Consider the following 18,012-nt stretch of genomic DNA (forward strand, 5'->3'; position numbering starts at 1 on the left):
CACATGGAGTGGACCCAGTGTTCCAGCCACGGGCTGTGGCGCAGCTTGGTAGCGCACCTGACTGGGGGTCAGGGGGTCGCAGGTTCAAATCCTGTCAGCCCGACAGTGTGATGTCGCAGGACATGCGAATGGCCGGACCTACGTTTTCGTAGGTCCGGCCATTCGTCGTTTGCGGTGTGATCAGCTCTCGGGAGGGTGTGGGCTGGCTTACGTCGACCTCAAGGGGATCGTGGTCGCGCGAGAAGCTTGCCGACGAACACTCGTGTACCGATAGCCCGAGTGGCGCGGTCCTGGTCAGAGGTAGTTGTGGACGGTCTTGCGGATGTGCTCGGCGTGCTCGTAGATCTCGTCGAGGGTCGTGATGGAGTGCCGCGTCTCCACCTTGTTCTCGTCGAAGAGTCCGAGGTACTTCTGCCCGGTATTGAAGTGGAGCCGGGCGATCGGCTTGCGGTTGTTGTCGTCGAGCAACACCCCCATGTAGCTCTTCGTGTCGCGGTGGACGATCCGCGTTGGCGAGACTTCGCTGCATGCGATGGCGCGCACGATCTGGTAGCCCTCGACCTCTTCGAGGGTGGTCTCGATCCCGCGTTCGTCGGCGTGCTTCGCTTCGGCAACGCTCTCCTCGGCGGCCTCGGCACCAGTCAGCGGCGAGGTACCCATGTCTGGGTAGGCCTGGCCACCGAGGGCGGCCTTGAGGCGGTCGTTGACCTGATCGGCCAGGAACTGCTTCATCGCCTTCGCCACCAGGACGCGGAACTGCTCCTTGACCTTCTGGGTAAACGCCCCGTCATAGACCCGGTTGGTCAGTGCCTTGATCCACTCGTCGTCTGGTTCGCGGAATTGGACGGCCAGGGCGCGTTTGAGTGCGCCGATGTACTTGAGCTCCTCCGCTGCGGACACGACCGAGTCGAGGTCGAACGCATCCTTGGTCAGCTTCTGGACCTCGGGGATCAGAGTCTCGTCGAGATCGAGGAGGTCGAGCTGCAGGAACGGCTTCTCGTCCATGCGGTTCGGTCTGTCGAGGTCGGTGAAGAAGTGGAAGTGCTGCCCGTTGGTGAGGATGGCGATGCGCGCGTTCGTCGTGGCGAAGTAGCGGAAGAGCTGCGAGGCGTGGTTCAGGTTCAAGGGCGAGCCCACCGTCTTGGCCTCGATCAGCATCTGTAGTTCGCGATCCTTGACGATGGCGTAGTCGATCTTCTCGCCCTTCTTCGTCCCGACGTCCGCAGTGAACTCGGGGATCACCTCGTTCGGGTTGAAGACGTCGTATCCCAGGACGAGTGAGATGAAGGGCATGACGAACGCGTTCTTCGTCGCCTCTTCGGTCTGGATCGCCGCCTTCTGCTGTCGGACCTTCGTCGCCAGTGACGCCAGTCGTTCACTGATTTCCACCGTGCACCCCTTGCATTCCGCCGTGGTTTTGCGCGGAGCCTAGCCCGTGACCACCACGCGGGCTAGAGCTCACGGTCCCGGAATGCGGGTGAAGATGCATCGGGCTAGCGTCCGCGGTCCCGTCCATGGTCTCCAGGGCAGCGGTCCGAGCGCGCACGAGTGGGCTGCCTGTCGGTGGATCTCACTAGGTTTGTTGCGTGACCCGGGGGCGAACGTACACAGACACTCAGCTCGTCGGCGCCATTCGTGCCTCCACCTCGTGGCGTGGGGTCCTGCGTGAGTTAGGCATGGCCGCGACATCGTCGGCGGCGATGAGGTCCGTTCGGGCACATGCGGATCGCCTCGGTGCAGACCACAGTCATTTCGTCGGACAGCGGCGCTGGAGCGACGACGTGCTTCGTGCCGCGGTGCTCTCGGCGGAATCCTGGTCGGACGTCATCGAGACCCTGGGGCTGAGGGGCGCTACGGACGTCGCGCTGGTCAAGGGGCATGCCGTCCGACTGGGTCTGGACATCGCGCACCTGATGGACTCGGCGCCCGCTCCACTGGCGAACGGGTTCCGCCCCGACAGCTCCCAACTCGGTCGCGCGGGATCGTTGTTGGCCGCTGCGTGGTTCACGTTGTGTGGATGTGCCGTCTCGTGGCCCCTCGAACCATGCCGCTACGACCTGCTGGTCGGTACTGACGGGGGACTTAGGCGAGTGCAGGTGAAGACGACGACGGTACGAGTCGGCGCGACATGGAAGGCCTATCTCTCGAAGGGGGACCGTGGTCGGAAGACCTACGACCCGGACGAGATCGATGACTTCTTCGTCATCGCCGCGGACGGTTCGTCCTACCTCATCCCCGCTGTCGCCGTCGGGGGTCTGCACGCGATCCACCTCAGCGCTTACGAGAGGTATCGGGTCGAGCCGATGTATGCCGAGTCCGACAGCGAGAAATGATAAAGCGCATCAGTAGTCGCGGACGTACGGCGCCGAGCGCAGGAGCTCACACGGAGAGGCGTCGAGCACCTGGTGCTCGAGGTGCTGGCGTATGCCGCGGTTGAGTCCGAGGACCGTGGCAGGGCTCCGCCGTCGTGACGCCGCACGCGCGTCGGGCGCGGCCGTCACCGACGACGGTCGCGGGACCGCGACGGCTCCCCGACGACACATGCCGGTTCGTCACGAAGCGGCATGTCGAAGCGAGACCCGCGGTGCTCTGACGCGCCGCAGCCGTCGATGCTTCCGGACGGACGCGCCCGACGGGGAGTGTCAGTAGTCGGCGCGCTCAGCGTCGAGCTGGCGCACACCAGCCGTGGGTTGAACGGCTGCGCGCTCGACGCCGTCCTGGGCGTGGCCGTCATCGTGCTGGCGATCGTCGCCTGAGGCCGGGCCGCGCTCGCGCGTCGCCCACCTCAGCCGGCGGACCCGCCTACGCTCGGGGCATGCCGACCGTCCTCCTCGTCCGTCATGGCCGCACCACCGCGAACGTCGGGGGGATCCTCGCCGGGAGGTCTGCCGGGGTCCGGCTGGACACGGTCGGTCACGACCAGGCGGCCCGCACCGCCGAGCGCGTCGCGGGAGTGCCGCTCGCTCGCGTCGTGACGAGCCCGCTGGAGCGGTGCCGACAGACCGCGCAGGCCCTGCTCGACTGCCAGACGGCCGCGCCGAAGTCCGTCACCGAACCGGGTATCACCGAGTGCGACTACGGGCAGTGGCAGGGCCGCGCGCTGAAGGACCTCGCCCGGGAGCCGTTGTGGTCCGTCGTGCAGGCGCAGCCGTCGGCAGCCGTCTTTCCGGGCGGGGAGTCACTGACCGCGATGCAGGCCCGGAGCGTCGAGGCCGTCCGGCGGCACGACGCCGAGGTCGCGGAGCGCTACGGCGTCGACGCGGTGTGGGCGGCCGTCTCGCACGGAGACGTGATCAAGTCTGTGCTGGCGGACGCGCTGGGGATGCACCTGGACCTGTTCCAGCGCATCGTCGTCGGGCCTGCGTCGATCTCGATCGTCCGGTACGGCCCGCACCGCCCGGAGGTGGTGGCCGTCAACACCGACGCCGGCGACCTCTCCTGGTTGCGCGCGGCCGCACCGGTCGGTGACGCGCCGGTCGGGGGTGGTGCTGGGCACGGACAGCCCGACGACCAGAGCCAGCCCGACGACCCGAGCGAACCGCGGGCGTCTTGAGAGTCCGACCCGCGGCCGCTCGACACGAGGGGCGCGACCGCTCGTAGAGTGGGCGCATGCCCACTCTCGTCCACGAGTACGACTGGCCCGACCGCGTCGTCGTGGGGACGGTCGGTATGCCCGGCTCCCGCACGTTCTACCTCCAGGCCCGCGCGGGCACCCGCACGACGAGCGTCGCGCTCGAGAAGGAGCAGTCCGCCGTCCTCGCCGACACCATCCAGCGTCTGCTCGACGAGCTGATGGAGCAGCCCGACAACCGGTACAGCGTCCCCGCCGACGTGCCGGACGAGCTCATCGACGACGACCCGCTGGACCTCCCCGTCGAGGAGGAGTTCCGCACCGGGTCGATGCGGCTGGCCTGGGACCCGCGCACGGCGCAGGTCGTCGTCGAGGCGTTCCCCCTCGTGGACGACGACGAGGAGCTGGACCCCGAGGCGGACGAGCCCGAGCCCGCCGAGTCGCTCCTGGTCCGGATGCCCGTCGGGACGGCGCGCGCCTTCGCGCAGCGCACGCGCGCCGTCGTGCGCGCGGGCCGCCCCACCTGCCCCCGCTGCGGTGGACCGGTCGACCCCGACGGGCACGAGTGCGTGCTGCCCGACGAGGCGTGACGACCCCGCACGACGACGTCGACCCGACGCCGCTCGACGTGATGCCGCCCGACACGACGCCGCCCGACACGACGCCGCCTGACGCGACGCCGCTCGACGTCGTCGGTCGCATCCGCGCCGCGTCCAACGCGACGTTTCTCGCCCGGATCGGCGAGGTCGAGGTCGTGTACAAGCCGGTGGCGGGCGAGAAGCCGCTGTGGGACTTTCCGGACGGCACGCTGGCGTCGCGGGAGGTCGCCGCGTACCTCGTGTCGGAGGCGCTCGGCTGGGGGATCGTGCCGCGCACGTGGCTGCGCGACGGACCGCTGGGTCCGGGCATGGTGCAGCTCTGGCAGGAGGTCGACGGCGCGCAGTCGCCGGTCGACGTCGTCCCGACGGACGAGGTGCCGGAGGTCGGCGTGCGGACGGTGCTGGAGGGTGTCGACGACGAGGACCGTCCGGTGAGCGTGATCCACGAGGACACCCCGGCGCTGCGGCGCATGGCGGTGTTCGACGCGGTGGTGAACAATGCCGACCGCAAGGGCGGGCACGTGCTGCCGCTGCCCGACGGGCGGCGCCTCGGCGTCGACCACGGCGTCACCTTCCACGTCGAGCCCAAGCTGCGGACGGTGCTGTGGGGCTGGCTCGGTGAGAGCCTCGACGACGACGAGCTTGCGGGCGTCGAGCGCGTGCGCGCGGGCCTCGGGGTCGGCGTCACCACGGGTACAGGCACGACGTCCGGCACCGACGGCGAGCTCGGCCACCGGCTCCGAGGCTTCCTCGCGCCCGACGAGGTGGGCGCCCTCGCCGAGCGCTGCGACCGGCTGCTGAGCACGGCACGGTTCCCCGCGCCCGAGGGCGACATGCCCGCCGTCCCCTGGCCGTTGTTCTAGCCCGCCGCGTCCGAAGCCGCCGCGGCAAGACACCCAGCCCCGCGCGGCCGCCGTCCCGCGTCTCAGCGGCCGTGCGGGTCCGCCGCGTTGAGCACGCGCACGACCTCGTCGTAGTCGCCGCGCGCCTCGCCGAACCGGAGGAACTTCACGCGCTCGACGAGGATCTCGTGCGCGTCCGGCTGCGTGCGGAGCAGGTCGACGACCTCGGTGACGAACTCGTCGAGCGGCATCGCGAAGGCGCTCTCGCGCTGGCCCGGCATGAGGTCGGTCGCCACCGAAGGCGGGACGAGCTCGACGACGTCGACGTCCGTGTCCGCGAGCTGGAGCCGCAGCGCCTCGCTGAGCATGTGGATCGCGGCCTTGGACGCGTCGTACGTCGGCGTGACCGCGAGCGGCGCGAACGCGAGCCCGGACGACACCGTGACGATGGTCGCGTGCGGCCGGGTCTGCAGGTGCTCCACGAACGCGCCGATGAGGCGGATCGGGCCGAGCACGTTGGTCGTGACGATCTCCTCGGCGGTGTCGAGGAAGCCCTCGGGGTGGTGCCAGTCCTCGACGCGCATGATGCCGGCCATCGTGACGAGGGTGTCGAGGTCGGGGTGGCGGTCGAGCACCTCCTTGGCGGCCGACGCGATGCTCTCCGGGTCGGTCGTGTCGATGCGCACGGTGTCGAGGCCGGGGTGCTCGGTCGCGATCTGCTCCAGCAGTTCGGTGCGGCGCCCGCCGACGACGACGGTGCTGCCCTGCTCGTGGAGCGCGACCGCGAGCGCCAGCCCGATACCGCTCGTCGCGCCGGGGATGAAGACGGTGCTGTTCGTGATGTCCATGCCTCGATCCTCGGCGCGGTGCGAGCGGCGCGGCAGAGTCCGTCGAACGGGGGACCGGCGATCCCTGGCACGCGGCGCGCGCACCCCGGACGATGGACCCATGGACCGCCCCGCCCTCGCCGACTTCCTCCGCCGTCGCCGTGAGTCGCTGCAGCCGGGCGACGTCGGGCTCCCGCCCGGGCTGCGCCGTCGGGCACCGGGCCTGCGCCGCGAGGAGGTGGCGCAGCTCGCGCTCATGTCCACGGACTACTACACGCGCCTCGAGCAGCAGCGCGGCCCCCAGCCGAGCACGCAGATGCTCGCGTCGATCGCGCGGGCGCTGCGCCTGTCCGACGACGAGCGCGACTACCTCTACCGGGTCGCCGGGCACGGGGTGCCCGACCGGGCGAACGACCCCGGCCACGTGGCCCCCGCGCTGCAGCGCGTGCTCGACCGCCTCGGTGACACACCCGCGCTGATCCTCAACCCGCTCGCGGAGACGCTCGCGCAGAACGACCTCGCCCGCGCGCTGTACGGTGACGCGACGGCGCGCACGGGGTGGGACCGCAGCGAGATCTACCGGTGGTTCGCCCACCCGGGCACCGCGCGCGGCATCTACCCGCCGGACGACCGGGACCGGCAGGGGCGCGCGCTCGTCGCGAGCCTGCGCTCCGCCGTCGCCGTGCTCGGGCCGTCCTCGCGTGCGGGTGAGCTGGTGCGGGTCCTGTCCCGGACGAGCCCGGAGTTCGCGGCCCTGTGGGACCGGCAGGAGGTCGCGCGACGGTTCGTGGACCACAAGACGCTCGTGCACCCGGTGGTGGGGGAGATCGAGGTGGACTGCCAGGCCCTCGCCACCGAGGACCAGCTCCAGGTGCTCCTCGTGCTCACGGCGGCGCCGGGCACCGAGGCGGCGGACCGGATCCGGCTGCTCGGCGTCGTGGGCACGCAGGACCTCGCCGCGCACCGTTCCGCCCCCCGGTAGCCCTCGGCGGGTGCGCCCGAGGGTTGTTACCGTGCCGGGGATGGCTTCCCGATGGAGACGACGACGCGCGGCCCGGCGGCTCAGGCCCGGTGACGGGCACCCGCTGCAACGCTTCCGGTGGTGGCAGCCGTTCTCCCGCGCCCTGCTCGCCGTCACCCTGGCGGGCGAGGACGGGCGTCCGCAGGAGTGGTCCGTGGACGTCCGCCTCTGGGGCGACTCGGACGGCGAGGTGTTCGCCCGCCTCTACCAGGACGGCCGGCACCAGGCGAGCTCGAAGCTGCCCGCCGCGTTCCCCGTCCCGGGCGGCACGATCGAGGTGGAGGCCAGCGGCTACGGGCTCAAGCGTTGCCACTACGTGCCGGACGACGGCGGGCCCGAGCGTCAGCTCGCGCCGGACCCGGCGTCGGCGGAGGGGCGTCGCGCACGCCTCGAGCGCGACCACCCCGGGGCGAGCCGCGGGCTCGGCGCCGTCTCGTGGACCGTCCTGGTCGTCGCGCTCGTCCTCGGTGTCCCGCAGATCGTCGAGCAGGTGTCGCAGATCCCGCCCGTCGCGGAGCACGTGGGGACGTTCACGTCCCCGTTCCACCTGCCCGCGACGCTCAACGTGGCCCTCGTCGTCGCGACGCTGCTGGCCAGCACCGAGCGTGCGCTGCGCCTGCGCTACCACTGGCTGCTCGACGGCGGACTCTTCGACGGCGACGAGTAGCGCGGCGGGTGCGGCGCGACCGTGGCAGGGTGGCGGTCACACGCGTGCGGAGAGAGGGAGCAGGGATGGGTCTGGGCAGGCGGCGGTCGGAGAAGCGGACGGGCGATCACGCCGACGGGAGCGCCGACGCCCGGCCGGCGGACGCGGTGCGCGAGGAGCCGACCCCGCCGGGCGACGCGCCGAGCGGCGACTCGCCCGCCGCCCCCGAAGCACGCACGGCCACCGACGCACCCCGGCCACGCCCGGCCACGGTGTCCGCGCTGTGGGCGGACGGCGTCGGCCGCGCGGGGACGCGCTCGGTGCAGGTCCTGGCGATCCTCGCGCTCGTCGCCGTCGCGGTGTTCGCGGTCACGCGGCTCACCCTCGTCGTCATCCCGGTGCTCATCGCGCTCGTGCTCGCGGCGGCGATCTCCCCGCTCGTGAGCCTGCTGCGGCGCAAGGGCGTGCCGTCGTTCCTCGCGACGGTGGTCGCGCTGCTCGCGCTCGTGGTCGTGCTCGGGGTCGTGGTGTGGCTCGTCGTGGCGGCGGTCGTCAACCAGTGGCCCGAGCTGCGCGACCAGGCCATCGAGGGGTTCGACGAGCTCCAGGCGTACGTGGAGGGCCTGCCGTTCCAGATCACCGAGGAGCAGATCGCGTCGGTGCGGGACTCGCTCGTCGGGCTGCTCCAGTCCGACGCCGTGGGCGCGGGTGCGCTCGCGGGCGCCTCGCAGACGGTCGACTTCGTCGCCGGGTTCTTCATCATGGTCGTCGTGCTGTTCTTCTTCCTCAAGGACGGCCCGGCGATCTGGGAGTTCCTGCTGCGCCCGTTCGAGGGGGCGCGGTACGCGCGGGGGCAGCGGATCGGCGAGTCGACGGTCCGCACGCTCGGCGGCTACGTGCGCGGCACAGCGATCGTCGCGGCGGTCGACGCCGTCGCGATCGGTATCGGGCTCGCGATCGTCGGGGTGCCGCTCGTCGTCCCGCTGTCCGTGCTCGTGTTCCTGCTGGCGTTCATCCCGCTCGTCGGCGCGACGCTCGCCGGGGTCCTGTGCGCGCTCGTCGCGCTCGTCGCCGTCGGGCCGGTCGAGGCGCTCATCGTGGTCGCCATCGTCATCGCCGTGAACCAGCTCGAGGGCGACCTGCTGCAGCCGGTCGTCATGGGGCGCACGCTCCGCCTGCACCCGCTCGTGATCCTGGTCGCGCTCACCGCCGGCACCGTCCTCGCCGGCCTCACCGGGGCCGTGCTCGCCGTGCCCGTCGCCGCGTCGATCTGGCGCGCGATCCAGGTCTGGGACGGGCCCGACCTCCCGGCACGGTTCGCGCGCCAGAAGCGGCACGAGTCGGTCGAGGCCGAGCACGCCTCGCCGTAACGCCCGCCTCGGCGTAGCGCGCGACGGGTGCGCTCAGCGAGGGGCGCCCAGCGCGACCGCCAGCTCGACGAGACCGCCGACCGCCAGGTCGAAGTCGTCGTCGGTGGTCGGCGGGTCGCCCACCGGTCGGTCGACGTACGCCGTGCTCATCCCGACGTCGCGGGCGCCGCGCAGGTCCCACGCGTGGGCGGCGACCATTAGCGCACGGTCGGGCTCGCAGCGCGCGACGGCGAGGGCGTGGCGGTAGATCGCGGGATCGGGCTTGTACGCGCCCACCGATTCGCTCGACGCGGTGTGGTGCCAGCGCAGCCCGGCGTGCGCGTCGAGCCGCAGGAGCGACGCCGACGACGCGTTGGACAGCGCGACGACCGGGAACCGGCCTGCGAGGAGGTCGAGGCCGTGGACCGTGTCCTCCCAGGCAGGGAGGCGCTGCGCGTACGTGGCCAGGTGCGCCACGGCGTCGGCGTCCGTGATGCCGGCGCTCGTCGCGACCTGTCGGGCGGCCTCGGCGTCGAGGACGTCGGAGTCGACGTAGTCTCGCCGCCGCGCTGCGACGAGGAGCTGCTGCGTCTCGACGTGCTCCTCCCACCCGCGGGCGAGAGCGCGGACCGACTCCTCGCTCGCGTCCGGGAGGACGTCGTGGAGCGCGGTCCGCAGGCCGCGCGGCTGGTCCACGAGCGTCCCGAGGACGTCGATCACGACGACCTCCACGTCGAGGGTCGGGCGCATCCAGGGCTCCTGTGCGGACGGTGGGTGGAGGATCGAGCGTCTCACGGTGATCGGCGGGGGCGCACCGACCGGCGCCCGTGCGCCGTATCACGACGCTCGACGGTCTCCTCCCTCTCGGAGAAGGACCGTGACGACGGGGTCGCGGCCCGCTGCGCGGACCGAGGTGAGGGCAGTGGGGGAGAACAGCAGGACCAACGGGGAAGCGGTCAAGGGCCGGACGTACCTGCGGCAGGCTGTCGTCATCGTCCACGGCATGGGTGAGCAGAGGCCCGGCGGGACGCTGGAACAGTTCAGCGACTTCCTCGGACCGGAACGGTCGTCGCGGCCCGATGTGGCGAGCGGGACGTACGACGGCCGGTACACGATCTTCCCGGCACCTGACCGTGACCCCGGCGCGAACGGGTCCGCGGATGCTCGGGTCCAGACCGACGTCTACGAGTACCACTGGTCGCACCTGATGCAGGGCAACCGCCTGGACGACCTCTGGCCCACGGTGCGTCGCGTCCTGTTCCCCGTCTCGGGGACGTGGTGGCGCGCGCTCGCGCTGCTGTTGCTGGCCGCGGTGGCCGGCGCGGTCGTCTGGCAGGAGTACCCGGTGGGTGGGCCAGAGCCGCGGTGGGTCGGCTATGCGGCTCTCGGGGCCGCGCTTGTCCTGCTCCTCGCGGTGCTGTGGCGCTGGGTCCCGCCGAACCTGCGCGGGCTCTGGGTCCTGCTCTGGGGCGTGATCGTGGGCGGGGCGTGGCTCGTCGCGTGGCTCGTCGTGGATCGTGCCGACGAGCTCGGTGCCGGACTGGAGACCGGGGGCGCTCTCGCCGCAGTCGTCGCCGTCGTCGGAGGCGGTGCCGCGGTCACCTTCATCGTCGCGTTCGTGGTGACGCGGGTGCTTCCGTCGTGGCTGACGGCGAGCTTCGTCGACGTCGTCCGGTACGTCGACACGTCGCCCCGCTCGTACGCGGTCCGGACCGAGATCCGCAAGGGGATGGTCGATCTCCTGGAGAGGCTGCACACGGAGACGTCGGGCGATGAGCCCCGCTACCACCGCATCGTCGTCCTCGGGCACAGCCTGGGCAGCTTCATCGCGTACGACGGGATCAGGGCGCTGTGGGTGCTCCGCCGCGCCCATCTCACCGTCCCGGTCGCGCACCAGGACGTCCTCGCGCGCGTCACCCACGCCGCGCGCCGCCTCGACGACGGTGGCGAGGACGCCGCCGAGTTCCGCTCGGGCCAGCGCGACCTCTGGGAGGTCCTCGACTCGCGGTGGCGCATCACCGACTTCGTCTCCTTCGGCAGCCCGCTGACGTTCGCGCACATGCTGGTCACGCGTGACGAACGAACGTTCGAGCGGTGGTGCCGGGACCGCGTGCTCGTCACGAGCCCGCCGGTGCCGGACGACGCGACCCCGGGGGTGCCGTTCCGCCTCACCCGCAAGCAGCGTGACACGTCGACGGTCGGTGTCCTGCACGAGTCCGCGCCCTTCGCCGTCGTGCGTTGGACGAACCTGTACTACCGCGCGCGGATGAGCTTCTTCGGAGACTGGTTCGGAGGTCCGCTCGCGCGCCGCTTCGGCCGCGGGGTCCTCGACCTCGACGTCCCGGGCGACGGCTGGCGGGCGTGGATGCCGGCGTGGGCGCACGCCCTCTACCTCACGTCACGGGCACGCGCCAGGACCGCGACGAAACCGACGTTCCGGGACCTCGTCCTCCAGCACGTCGACCTCGACCTGCTCGGTCGCACCACGATCCCGGGTGCATCCGCTCGACACCCGCAGAGCGTGCCGGGCATGGCCGTGCCCCACATGCCAGCGTCGAACGCGCCTGTGCCCAGCAGGTGACCCGGCGGCGGGTACCGGGCTCGGTCGAGGACGAGCCCGTCATCGAGCCGCGTGACCCAGGGCAAGCCTTCCCGCGACGGCGTCGCACGCCGCGACCAGGTCCGCGGGTCCCGCGGCGAGCACGTCCGTGTCGAACGCGGCGACGCGCGCGGCGAGCGCGACCCAGGACCACGAGCCCAGCCCGACCCGGCACCGGTCGGGGCCGAGCGCCTCGACGGCGCCGTCCTCGACGAACGGTGAGACGGCAGAGGCCGGCGCCGCGAGCTCGACCCACCCCGTGCAGGGCCACCCCGGTGCGGCCGGTGCCGAACCCGCGAAGCGCGCCGCGACGAACGCGCCGACGTCACCGCCCGGAATCTCGCGGGGCGTGAAGCGCGGTCCGGTCGGCACGCGCGGCGTCGCGCGGTCGAGCCGGAACGTGCGCCAGTCGTCGCGGTCGAGGTCCCACGCCACGAGGTACCAGCGCCCGTCCCGGACGACGACGTGGTGGGGCTCCACGCGGCGTGGTGCGCGGGGCTCGCCGGGTACGCCACCCGCACCCCCTGCCGGCGCGGAGGCCGAGCCGGCGGCCGCGTAGTCGAGGCGCAGCACCTCTCGCCGTCGGACCGCCGTGCTCACGGCGAGCAGGATGTCGAGGTCCACCGACGGCGTCGGGTGACCCGGACCGGCCGGGACCGGGGCGACGTCGACGGCGTCGGCCCGCTGCCTCAGCCGCGCGGGCAGCACCTGGCGCACGGTCGCGAGCGCGCGGACGGCCGCCTCCTCGATCGCGTCGCCCGGTGCGGCCGCCGCGACGGTGCGCAGGGCGACCGTGAGCGCGACCACCTGCTCGTCGTCGAACAGCAGGGGCGGGAGCTCCGCACCCGCGTCGAGGCGGTAGCCGCCGTCGCGCCCGCGCGTCGCGACGACCTGGTAGCCGAGGTCGCGCAGCCGTTCGACGTCGCGGCGCACGGTCCGGGGGTCGACGCCGAGGCGTCGTGCGAGCTCGGGGCCCGTCCGGTCCGGGCGGGCCTGGAGGAGCGAGAGCAGGAGCAGGGTGCGGCGTGCCGTCTCGGTCATGCCTCCATGCTCGCGCGGAAAGAGGACACCACCCGTCCGCATGGACCGGAAGAGTCGTGACGTACCCCGGGTCGAGGACCCGGGCGCCGGCTCCGCGACCGCGGGCCGACGACCGAACGAAGGAGACGACATGTCCGTCCAGACCACCCCTCACCTCAACTTCCGCGGTGACGCCCGCACCGCGCTCGAGCACTACCGCACGGTGTTCGGGGGTGAGCTCGTCGTGACCACCTACGGAGACCTGGGTCAGGCGCCCGACCCCGCCGAGGCGGACCTCGTCGTGTGGGGCCAGGTCAGCGCGCCCAGCGGCTTCCGCGTCATGGCCTACGACGTCCCCGCGTCCCGCCCCTGGAGCCCGGGCGAGGCACCGTTCTTCGTCTCGGTGCGCGGCGACGACGTCGAGGAGGTCCGCCGCTACTGGGACGCGTTGGTCGACGGCGCGACCGTCGTGGCGCCGCTCGCGTCCTCGGAGTGGGCACCCGCGTACGGGATGCTCACGGACCGGTTCGGCGTGACGTGGGTCCTCGACGTCGCGCACTGACCGGATCAGCCGCTGGCTGCCGCCTCCCCGGAGCGTGAGCGGGCGTCGACGTCCCGGCGGCGGGCGAGGATCTGCTCGCCCGCCGAGACGTAGCCGTCGAAGAGCGCCACGACGTCCTCGAGCCGGCCGCGCGCCGGGGAGTCGGCCGGCACGAGCTCCTCGCCGTCCCGCAGGGCGGCGATGAAGAGTCGTGCCCGGCGGTGCGACGCGTCCAGCAGGGTGTCGAGGCCGGCCTCAGCCTCGATGTACAGCCGGCGCCCGCCGTGGCGCGTCGTGGCCCGGGCCAGGCCCCAGCTCGTGAGCTCGCGGACGGACGTGCTCGTCTGACCCTTGCTGAGCCCCGTGTCGTCCTGCAGCGCGTCGAGCGTCACGGGGACGTCGCTGAGCAGGAGGGCCGCGTAGACGCGGCCGGTCGCGCGCGGCAGGTTCCACGAGGCGAGGAGGTCCGCGAGCCCGTCGGCGAAGCGTTCGCGGCGGTCATCCACGGTGACCCACCGCCGTCGCGAGGAAGGTGAGCAGTGCGGCGTCGACCGCGTCGGGGGCGTCGAGCATGACGACGTGGCCGGCACCCGGCACCACGACCTCCTGGACACCCTCCGTTGCGGCCCAGCAGGGCATCGCCGTCGCGATGTTCCCGGTGCGGTCCGCCGCGCCGCGCAGCAGCAGGAGCGGGACGGGCGTGCGGTAGTCCGGCTCGGGCGCGACGAGCTGCGTCGTCGCCCGCCACGCCCCGAGGAACTCGGGCTTGGACTGGACCGTGAAGATCGCACGCAGCACCGCACGGGCGGCGGGGGTGACGGCCGAGGCGTCCGCCATGAGGCGGGGGAGCGAGCGGGACGGGACCAGCCGCAGGAGCGGCGCCGCCGCGCGCAGCGCGAGGTGCTCGCCCCGCGTGAGCGGCCCGGTGCTCCACGTGGCGTCCAGGACGGCGAGCGCCGCGTAGCGGTCGGGCGAGCGGCGCACGAGGTGCTGGGCGAGGTTGCCGCCGAGCGAGTGACCCACGAGCACGGGCCGGTCGAGGTCGAGGTGGTCGACGAGCGCCTCGACGTCCGCGAGGAGACGGTCCGCGGAGAGCGGCGCACCGCCCGGCCGCGAGGCGCCATGGCCACGGAGGTCGGGGAGCACGGGGCGGTAGCCGGCCGATGCGAGCGCGGCGCCCTGGGCGGCGAACGTGCTGCGGTCGGTCCCGGCTCCGTGCAGCAGGACGACGGGGGTGCCGTCGCCCCCGCTGTCCTCGAAGTGCAGCGTGCACCCGTCGACCCGTAGTTGCGAAGGTAGATTCAGCATCTACTGAATATAGCCGCCTCGGCCGCCGACGTTCCGCACGAGGACGCGGGCCTGCGGCGCCTCGCGGCGATCAGGCCCGGAAGCCGACCAGTGCGGCGTCCAGCGCCGCGAGCATGCCCCGGCGCAGCACGACGGGGTCGTCGGTCTCGCGCGCGAGGGCCAGCCCGGCGGCCTCGACCGCGCCCACCCCGGCGCCGACCATGGGCGCGACGTCGCGCAGCGGGATCCGCGTCCCGCGGGCGACGCGGTCGGCGAGCCCGGCGACGAGCGTCGCGAGCCGGACCGCGAGCGAGGCGGGTGCCCGGCCGCTCTCGCCCAGCGCCGAGCGGGCCCGTGCTTGGGCGACCAGGGCGGCGTCCGCGGTGGCGGCGTCGACGAGGGCGCGCAGCGCGGCGTCGACCCGGGCCGCGGCGGAGGGGGTGCGTGACTCCTCCGCGACGCGCCAGGCGAGCTCGGTGAACCCGTGCACGTGGTCGAAGAGGAGGTCCTCCTTGGTGGGGAAGTGCAGGTAGAACGTGCGCTCGGAGACGTCCGCGGCGCGCGCGACCTCGGCCACCGTCGTGCCGGCGAACCCCTGCGCCTCGAAGAGGCGGGCCGCGCTCGCCAGGATCGCCTCGTGGGTGCGCCGCCGCCGCGCGTCGTGGCCGTTCTCGCTCGTCACGCGACGAGCCTAGCGGTGCCCGGGGCTATTTATGCAGATCTGTAGTTTGTGGCAGGGTGGGTCCATGGAGCCCACGCACCACCCCCGCCGGTACGTCGTCACCGGGGCGGACTCTGGCCTCGGGGACGAGGTCGCCCGCCTGCTCGCCCGCACGGGCGACGTCGTCACGTGCGGGGTGGGCCCCGGCGTCGACGTCCGCGCCGACCTCGCGCGCCCGGCCGGTCGTGCCGCGCTCGTCGAGCAGGTGCGGGACCTGACGGGGGGCCGCCTCGACGCCGTCGTCGCGGTCGCCGGGACCGGGGCCCCGCGACCGGAGACCGTCGCCCTGAACTACTTCGGCACGGTCGAGGTCCTCGACGGGCTCCGACCCGCGCTCGCGGCCGCTCCCGCGCCGGCGGCCGTCGTCGTGTCCTCCTCCTCGACGCTCCACCGCGGCAGCGCCGCGCTCGTCCGCGCGTGCGAGGGCGGCGACGAGGCACGGGCGCTCGCGACCGCCCGTCACCTGACGCGGACCCGGCGCGGGAGCCAGCTCTACCGGTCGAGCAAGATCGCCCTGAACCACTGGGTCCGCACGGCCGCCCCGCGCGGTCCGTGGGCCGGGCAGGGCATCGTGCTGAACGCCGTCGCCCCGGGCATCCTCGCGACCGAGGCGGTCACCCGGACCTGGGACCGCGACCGGGCCCTGCTGGAGACGGCGCTCCCGCAGCCGCTCGGAGCACCCGGGCCGGTCGCGCCCGTCGCGCACCTGCTCGCCCACCTGGTGTCTGCGGAGAACCGCTCGACCACCGGGCAGGTCGTGTACTGCGACGGCGGCACGGACGCGCTCGTGCGCGGCACCCGGCCGCAGCGGACCTACCTGCGCTACGGGGCCCGCGACGTCGTCGCGATGTGGCGCGCCGCACGGTCGAGCACGGCGTAGCCGGCACCCGGCCTCAGTCCCACGTGGCCGTCGCCGGGTCCACCCCGTGCGAGCGCGCGTTCGCCTCGACGGAGGCGCGCAGCCACTCCGCCAGGCCGGGCGCAGCGCCGTCGTAGTGGGCGCGGAACCCGTCGTCCTCCATGAACCGCCGGGCCAGGCACACGTGCCGGGCCGGGGTGCAGTCGAAGTGCGCGCCGATCGAGGCGCGGTGGCGCTCGGCCAGCGCGAGCCCGCGTGCGGACGCCGGGTCGACACCCGCACGGCACGCGGCGGCGAGGTCGGACTCGAGCGCGGCGACGTCGTCGGCGAGTTCCTGCCAGTCGTCGAGCGTCCGCTCGGCGGACCGCTCCGCGTACTGGGCCCACTGCGGGGTGTCGCCCCAGCGCTCGCGCGCCTCGGCGGGCCACGCGGGGTCCCACGTCTCGCCGAACAGCACGGCCTGCTCCGCGGGGGTGAGCAGCAGGCCGCGCTCCCGGGCGTCGAGGAGCCGGTCGAGCGCGTGCGCGGTCCGTTCCATGCGTGCGATCCGCTCGCGGAGCAGCGCCCGGTGGTGGCGCAGCGCCTCGACCGCGTCGTCCCCGGGCGCGTCGAGCAGCCCGGGGACGTCCTCGAGCGAGACGTCGAGCTCGCGGTACGCGACGACCCGGCGCAGGCGCGCGACGTCGGACGGCGCGTACAGCCGGTAGCCCGCCGCGGTGCGCGCCGACGGCCGGACGAGCCCGACGGCGTCCCAGTGGTGCAGGGTCCGGACCGTGACCCCGACCGCGGCGGCCGCGTCCCCGACGGTGAGCGCGTCGGCGACGCGGTGGGGTGCGCGATCCGTGGTCACGCGCCCCAGTGTCACCCGGGCGACGCCCCCCGTCATGCGGTGGGAGCCTCGATCCCGATGCCGTCGAGGAAGCGTGCTGCGTCGCTCTCGGGGTCGTACGGCCGCGCCGCCGTCATGACGACGCGCGTGCTCTCGGGCGTGCGGACCTCGACCTCGACCGAGCCCCACGGCATCTCCCGGGGGCCGGTCGTGCACCCGGGCGAGACGTCCTCGCACGCGGCGACGATCCCGTCGAGCTGCGACAGCACGCACGAGAAGCTCACGGTCAGCGCGCCCGGCTCCCGCGCCGGCGTGCCCGGGACGAGCAGGACGTCCTGGAACGCCCAGCGCCGCAGGTGCACGAGGCCGCCCGGGACGGAGAAGAGGTCGAAGAACCCGAGGCCCCGGGTCCAGAGGTCGACGGACGCGGCGAGGTCCGCCGTCGGGACCGTGACGAACTGCGGCATGCCGTAGAGGCCGCGGAACGGCTCGGGGGCGACGGCGTCAGGCCCGGGGACGGGGACGGGGGAGAGGTCGAAGGCGGGGTACGTGTCGGTCATGCGGCCAGCGTGAGCCCTGACGTCGCGTGAGGGTCAAGCCCCGCCCCGCGGCTCGTCGGCGAGCAGCGCGTACGTCACGCCGTCGACCCAGCCGAGGTCGCGGTGCAGCGAGTCGCGCACGCCCACGCCCTCGCGGCGCATGCCGACGCGCTCCATGAGCCGCCACGACGGCTCGTTGTCCGCGAACGCGTTCGCGACGACGCGCCGCAGGCCGAGGTCCTCGAAGCAGACGCGCAGCAGGGCGCGGACGGCCTCGGTCGCGTACCCGTGCCCCTGGTGCGACGGTGCGAACGCCCAGCCGATCTCCGCCTCGTCCGGGCGGGGGCGGTCGACGACGTCCTGCTGCGCCCAGCCGTCGCGCACGGCGAGGTAGAGGTCGCCGACGACGTCGCCGTCGCGCTCCACGACGAGCGTCGTCGCGAGCCGGTCGGGCTCGCCGTGGTGGGCGCGCCACTCCTCGACGCGCGTGAAGCGTTGCGTGAGCCAGCGGTCCACCACGGGCAGGCTGCGGTAGGCGAAGAGCGCGTCGGCGTCCTCGGGCAGCGCGCGGCGCAGCACGAGGCGCGGGGTCGCGACGGGCCAGTCGACCCGGTCGAGGGTGTCCTGACGGACGTCGGTGGTGTCGGCCATGGCACCACCCTGGCACGCGGTCGACCCGGGGACCGAGGAGATTTCCGTGGGGGTGCCGGGACGTGTCACACAGCGAGGGTGTCTCCGGTCGAGAGGGTGACAGGGCGGCGC

General features: G+C 73.4%; 20 protein-coding genes and 1 tRNA gene. 11 read left to right on the top strand and 10 right to left on the bottom strand.

Annotated features, from left to right (window positions below; genetic code table 11):
• The first annotated feature begins 29 nt into the window (after positions 1–29).
• Positions 30–103 (top strand) — tRNA-Pro (locus tag FIC82_RS11615).
• 191 nt (positions 104–294) lie between these two features.
• On the opposite strand, the gene FIC82_RS11620 is transcribed toward FIC82_RS11615, so the two are convergent.
• Positions 295–1,389 carry a type I restriction enzyme HsdR N-terminal domain-containing protein gene (locus tag FIC82_RS11620; RefSeq protein WP_168731781.1) on the bottom strand — a complete coding sequence of 365 codons (1,095 nt, stop codon included), beginning with the start codon at positions 1,387–1,389 and terminating at the stop codon, positions 295–297.
• Positions 1,390–1,586: 197 nt separating this feature from the next.
• On the opposite strand from FIC82_RS11620, the gene FIC82_RS11625 reads away from it, so the two are divergent.
• From FIC82_RS11625 to FIC82_RS11640, 4 genes are all read left to right on the top strand, one after another.
• Positions 1,587–2,333: a group I intron-associated PD-(D/E)XK endonuclease gene (locus FIC82_RS11625; protein WP_154798651.1), complete on the top strand. Its 747-nt coding sequence runs from the start codon at positions 1,587–1,589 to the stop codon at positions 2,331–2,333.
• Between the two features lie 482 nt (positions 2,334–2,815).
• Positions 2,816–3,553, top strand: coding sequence for a histidine phosphatase family protein (locus tag FIC82_RS11630; protein ID WP_154798652.1), 738 nt, complete (start codon positions 2,816–2,818; stop codon positions 3,551–3,553).
• A 56-nt stretch (positions 3,554–3,609) separates the two neighbouring features.
• Positions 3,610–4,161: a DUF3090 domain-containing protein gene (locus tag FIC82_RS11635; protein ID WP_154798653.1), complete on the top strand. Its 552-nt coding sequence runs from the start codon at positions 3,610–3,612 to the stop codon at positions 4,159–4,161.
• A 41-nt stretch (positions 4,162–4,202) separates the two neighbouring features.
• On the top strand, positions 4,203–5,033 hold the full coding sequence (locus FIC82_RS11640) for an SCO1664 family protein (RefSeq protein ID WP_154800164.1): 831 nt from the start codon (positions 4,203–4,205) through the stop codon (positions 5,031–5,033).
• Between the two features lie 62 nt (positions 5,034–5,095).
• Here FIC82_RS11640 and FIC82_RS11645 read toward each other — a convergent pair whose 3' ends face one another.
• Positions 5,096–5,860, bottom strand: a complete 765-nt coding sequence (locus tag FIC82_RS11645) for an SDR family oxidoreductase (protein WP_154798654.1) — start codon at positions 5,858–5,860, stop codon at positions 5,096–5,098.
• 100 nt (positions 5,861–5,960) lie between these two features.
• Here FIC82_RS11645 and FIC82_RS11650 point away from each other — a divergent pair, with 100 nt between their 5' ends.
• The 3 genes from FIC82_RS11650 (at position 5,961) to FIC82_RS11660 (ending at position 8,876) form a co-directional block, all read left to right on the top strand.
• Positions 5,961–6,821, top strand: a complete 861-nt coding sequence (locus FIC82_RS11650; protein WP_154798655.1) for a helix-turn-helix transcriptional regulator — start codon at positions 5,961–5,963, stop codon at positions 6,819–6,821.
• 40 nt (positions 6,822–6,861) lie between these two features.
• Positions 6,862–7,527, top strand: coding sequence for a hypothetical protein (locus FIC82_RS11655; RefSeq protein ID WP_154798656.1), 666 nt, complete (start codon positions 6,862–6,864; stop codon positions 7,525–7,527).
• A 65-nt stretch (positions 7,528–7,592) separates the two neighbouring features.
• Positions 7,593–8,876, top strand: coding sequence for an AI-2E family transporter (locus FIC82_RS11660; protein ID WP_253691076.1), 1,284 nt, complete (start codon positions 7,593–7,595; stop codon positions 8,874–8,876).
• Between the two features lie 33 nt (positions 8,877–8,909).
• On the opposite strand, the gene FIC82_RS11665 is transcribed toward FIC82_RS11660, so the two are convergent.
• Positions 8,910–9,605, bottom strand: a complete 696-nt coding sequence (locus FIC82_RS11665) for a haloacid dehalogenase type II (protein WP_154798657.1) — start codon at positions 9,603–9,605, stop codon at positions 8,910–8,912.
• A 253-nt stretch (positions 9,606–9,858) separates the two neighbouring features.
• Between FIC82_RS11665 and FIC82_RS11670 the strand changes: the two genes are divergently transcribed.
• Positions 9,859–11,436: a hypothetical protein gene (locus tag FIC82_RS11670; RefSeq protein WP_154798658.1), complete on the top strand. Its 1,578-nt coding sequence runs from the start codon at positions 9,859–9,861 to the stop codon at positions 11,434–11,436.
• A 39-nt stretch (positions 11,437–11,475) separates the two neighbouring features.
• On the opposite strand, the gene FIC82_RS11675 is transcribed toward FIC82_RS11670, so the two are convergent.
• Positions 11,476–12,495, bottom strand: coding sequence for a helix-turn-helix transcriptional regulator (locus FIC82_RS11675; protein WP_154798659.1), 1,020 nt, complete (start codon positions 12,493–12,495; stop codon positions 11,476–11,478).
• 130 nt (positions 12,496–12,625) lie between these two features.
• Here FIC82_RS11675 and FIC82_RS11680 point away from each other — a divergent pair, with 130 nt between their 5' ends.
• Positions 12,626–13,036, top strand: a complete 411-nt coding sequence (locus tag FIC82_RS11680; protein ID WP_154798660.1) for a VOC family protein — start codon at positions 12,626–12,628, stop codon at positions 13,034–13,036.
• A gap of 5 nt (positions 13,037–13,041) precedes the next feature.
• On the opposite strand, the gene FIC82_RS11685 is transcribed toward FIC82_RS11680, so the two are convergent.
• The 3 genes from FIC82_RS11685 to FIC82_RS11695 all read right to left on the bottom strand — a co-directional run bounded on the left by FIC82_RS11685 (position 13,042) and on the right by FIC82_RS11695 (position 14,984).
• Positions 13,042–13,521, bottom strand: coding sequence for a GbsR/MarR family transcriptional regulator (locus tag FIC82_RS11685; RefSeq protein ID WP_168731782.1), 480 nt, complete (start codon positions 13,519–13,521; stop codon positions 13,042–13,044).
• Positions 13,514–14,323: an alpha/beta fold hydrolase gene (locus FIC82_RS11690; RefSeq protein ID WP_154798661.1), complete on the bottom strand. Its 810-nt coding sequence runs from the start codon at positions 14,321–14,323 to the stop codon at positions 13,514–13,516. Before FIC82_RS11690 ends, FIC82_RS11685 begins: the two co-directional genes overlap by 8 nt.
• A 70-nt stretch (positions 14,324–14,393) precedes the next feature.
• Complete coding sequence (locus FIC82_RS11695) at positions 14,394–14,984, bottom strand: TetR/AcrR family transcriptional regulator (protein ID WP_154798662.1); 591 nt, start codon at positions 14,982–14,984, stop codon at positions 14,394–14,396.
• 64 nt (positions 14,985–15,048) lie between these two features.
• Between FIC82_RS11695 and FIC82_RS11700 the strand changes: the two genes are divergently transcribed.
• Positions 15,049–15,903, top strand: a complete 855-nt coding sequence (locus tag FIC82_RS11700) for an SDR family oxidoreductase (protein ID WP_168731783.1) — start codon at positions 15,049–15,051, stop codon at positions 15,901–15,903.
• 13 nt (positions 15,904–15,916) lie between these two features.
• Here FIC82_RS11700 and FIC82_RS11705 read toward each other — a convergent pair whose 3' ends face one another.
• Genes FIC82_RS11705 through FIC82_RS11715 form a run of 3 tightly spaced genes read right to left on the bottom strand, consistent with a single transcriptional unit; the run spans position 15,917 to position 17,901 of the window.
• Positions 15,917–16,732 (bottom strand): MerR family transcriptional regulator, encoded by an 816-nt coding sequence (locus tag FIC82_RS11705; RefSeq protein ID WP_253691077.1) that lies wholly within the window; start codon positions 16,730–16,732, stop codon positions 15,917–15,919.
• 32 nt (positions 16,733–16,764) lie between these two features.
• Positions 16,765–17,271, bottom strand: a complete 507-nt coding sequence (locus tag FIC82_RS11710) for a VOC family protein (RefSeq protein ID WP_154798665.1) — start codon at positions 17,269–17,271, stop codon at positions 16,765–16,767.
• Positions 17,272–17,304: 33 nt separating this feature from the next.
• On the bottom strand, positions 17,305–17,901 hold the full coding sequence (locus tag FIC82_RS11715; RefSeq protein ID WP_154798666.1) for a GNAT family N-acetyltransferase: 597 nt from the start codon (positions 17,899–17,901) through the stop codon (positions 17,305–17,307).
• Positions 17,902–18,012: the final 111 nt, after the last annotated feature.

It is taken from the genome of Cellulosimicrobium protaetiae (assembly GCF_009708005.2).
In the GTDB taxonomy this organism is placed as follows: Bacteria; Actinomycetota; Actinomycetes; order Actinomycetales; family Cellulomonadaceae; genus Cellulosimicrobium; species Cellulosimicrobium protaetiae.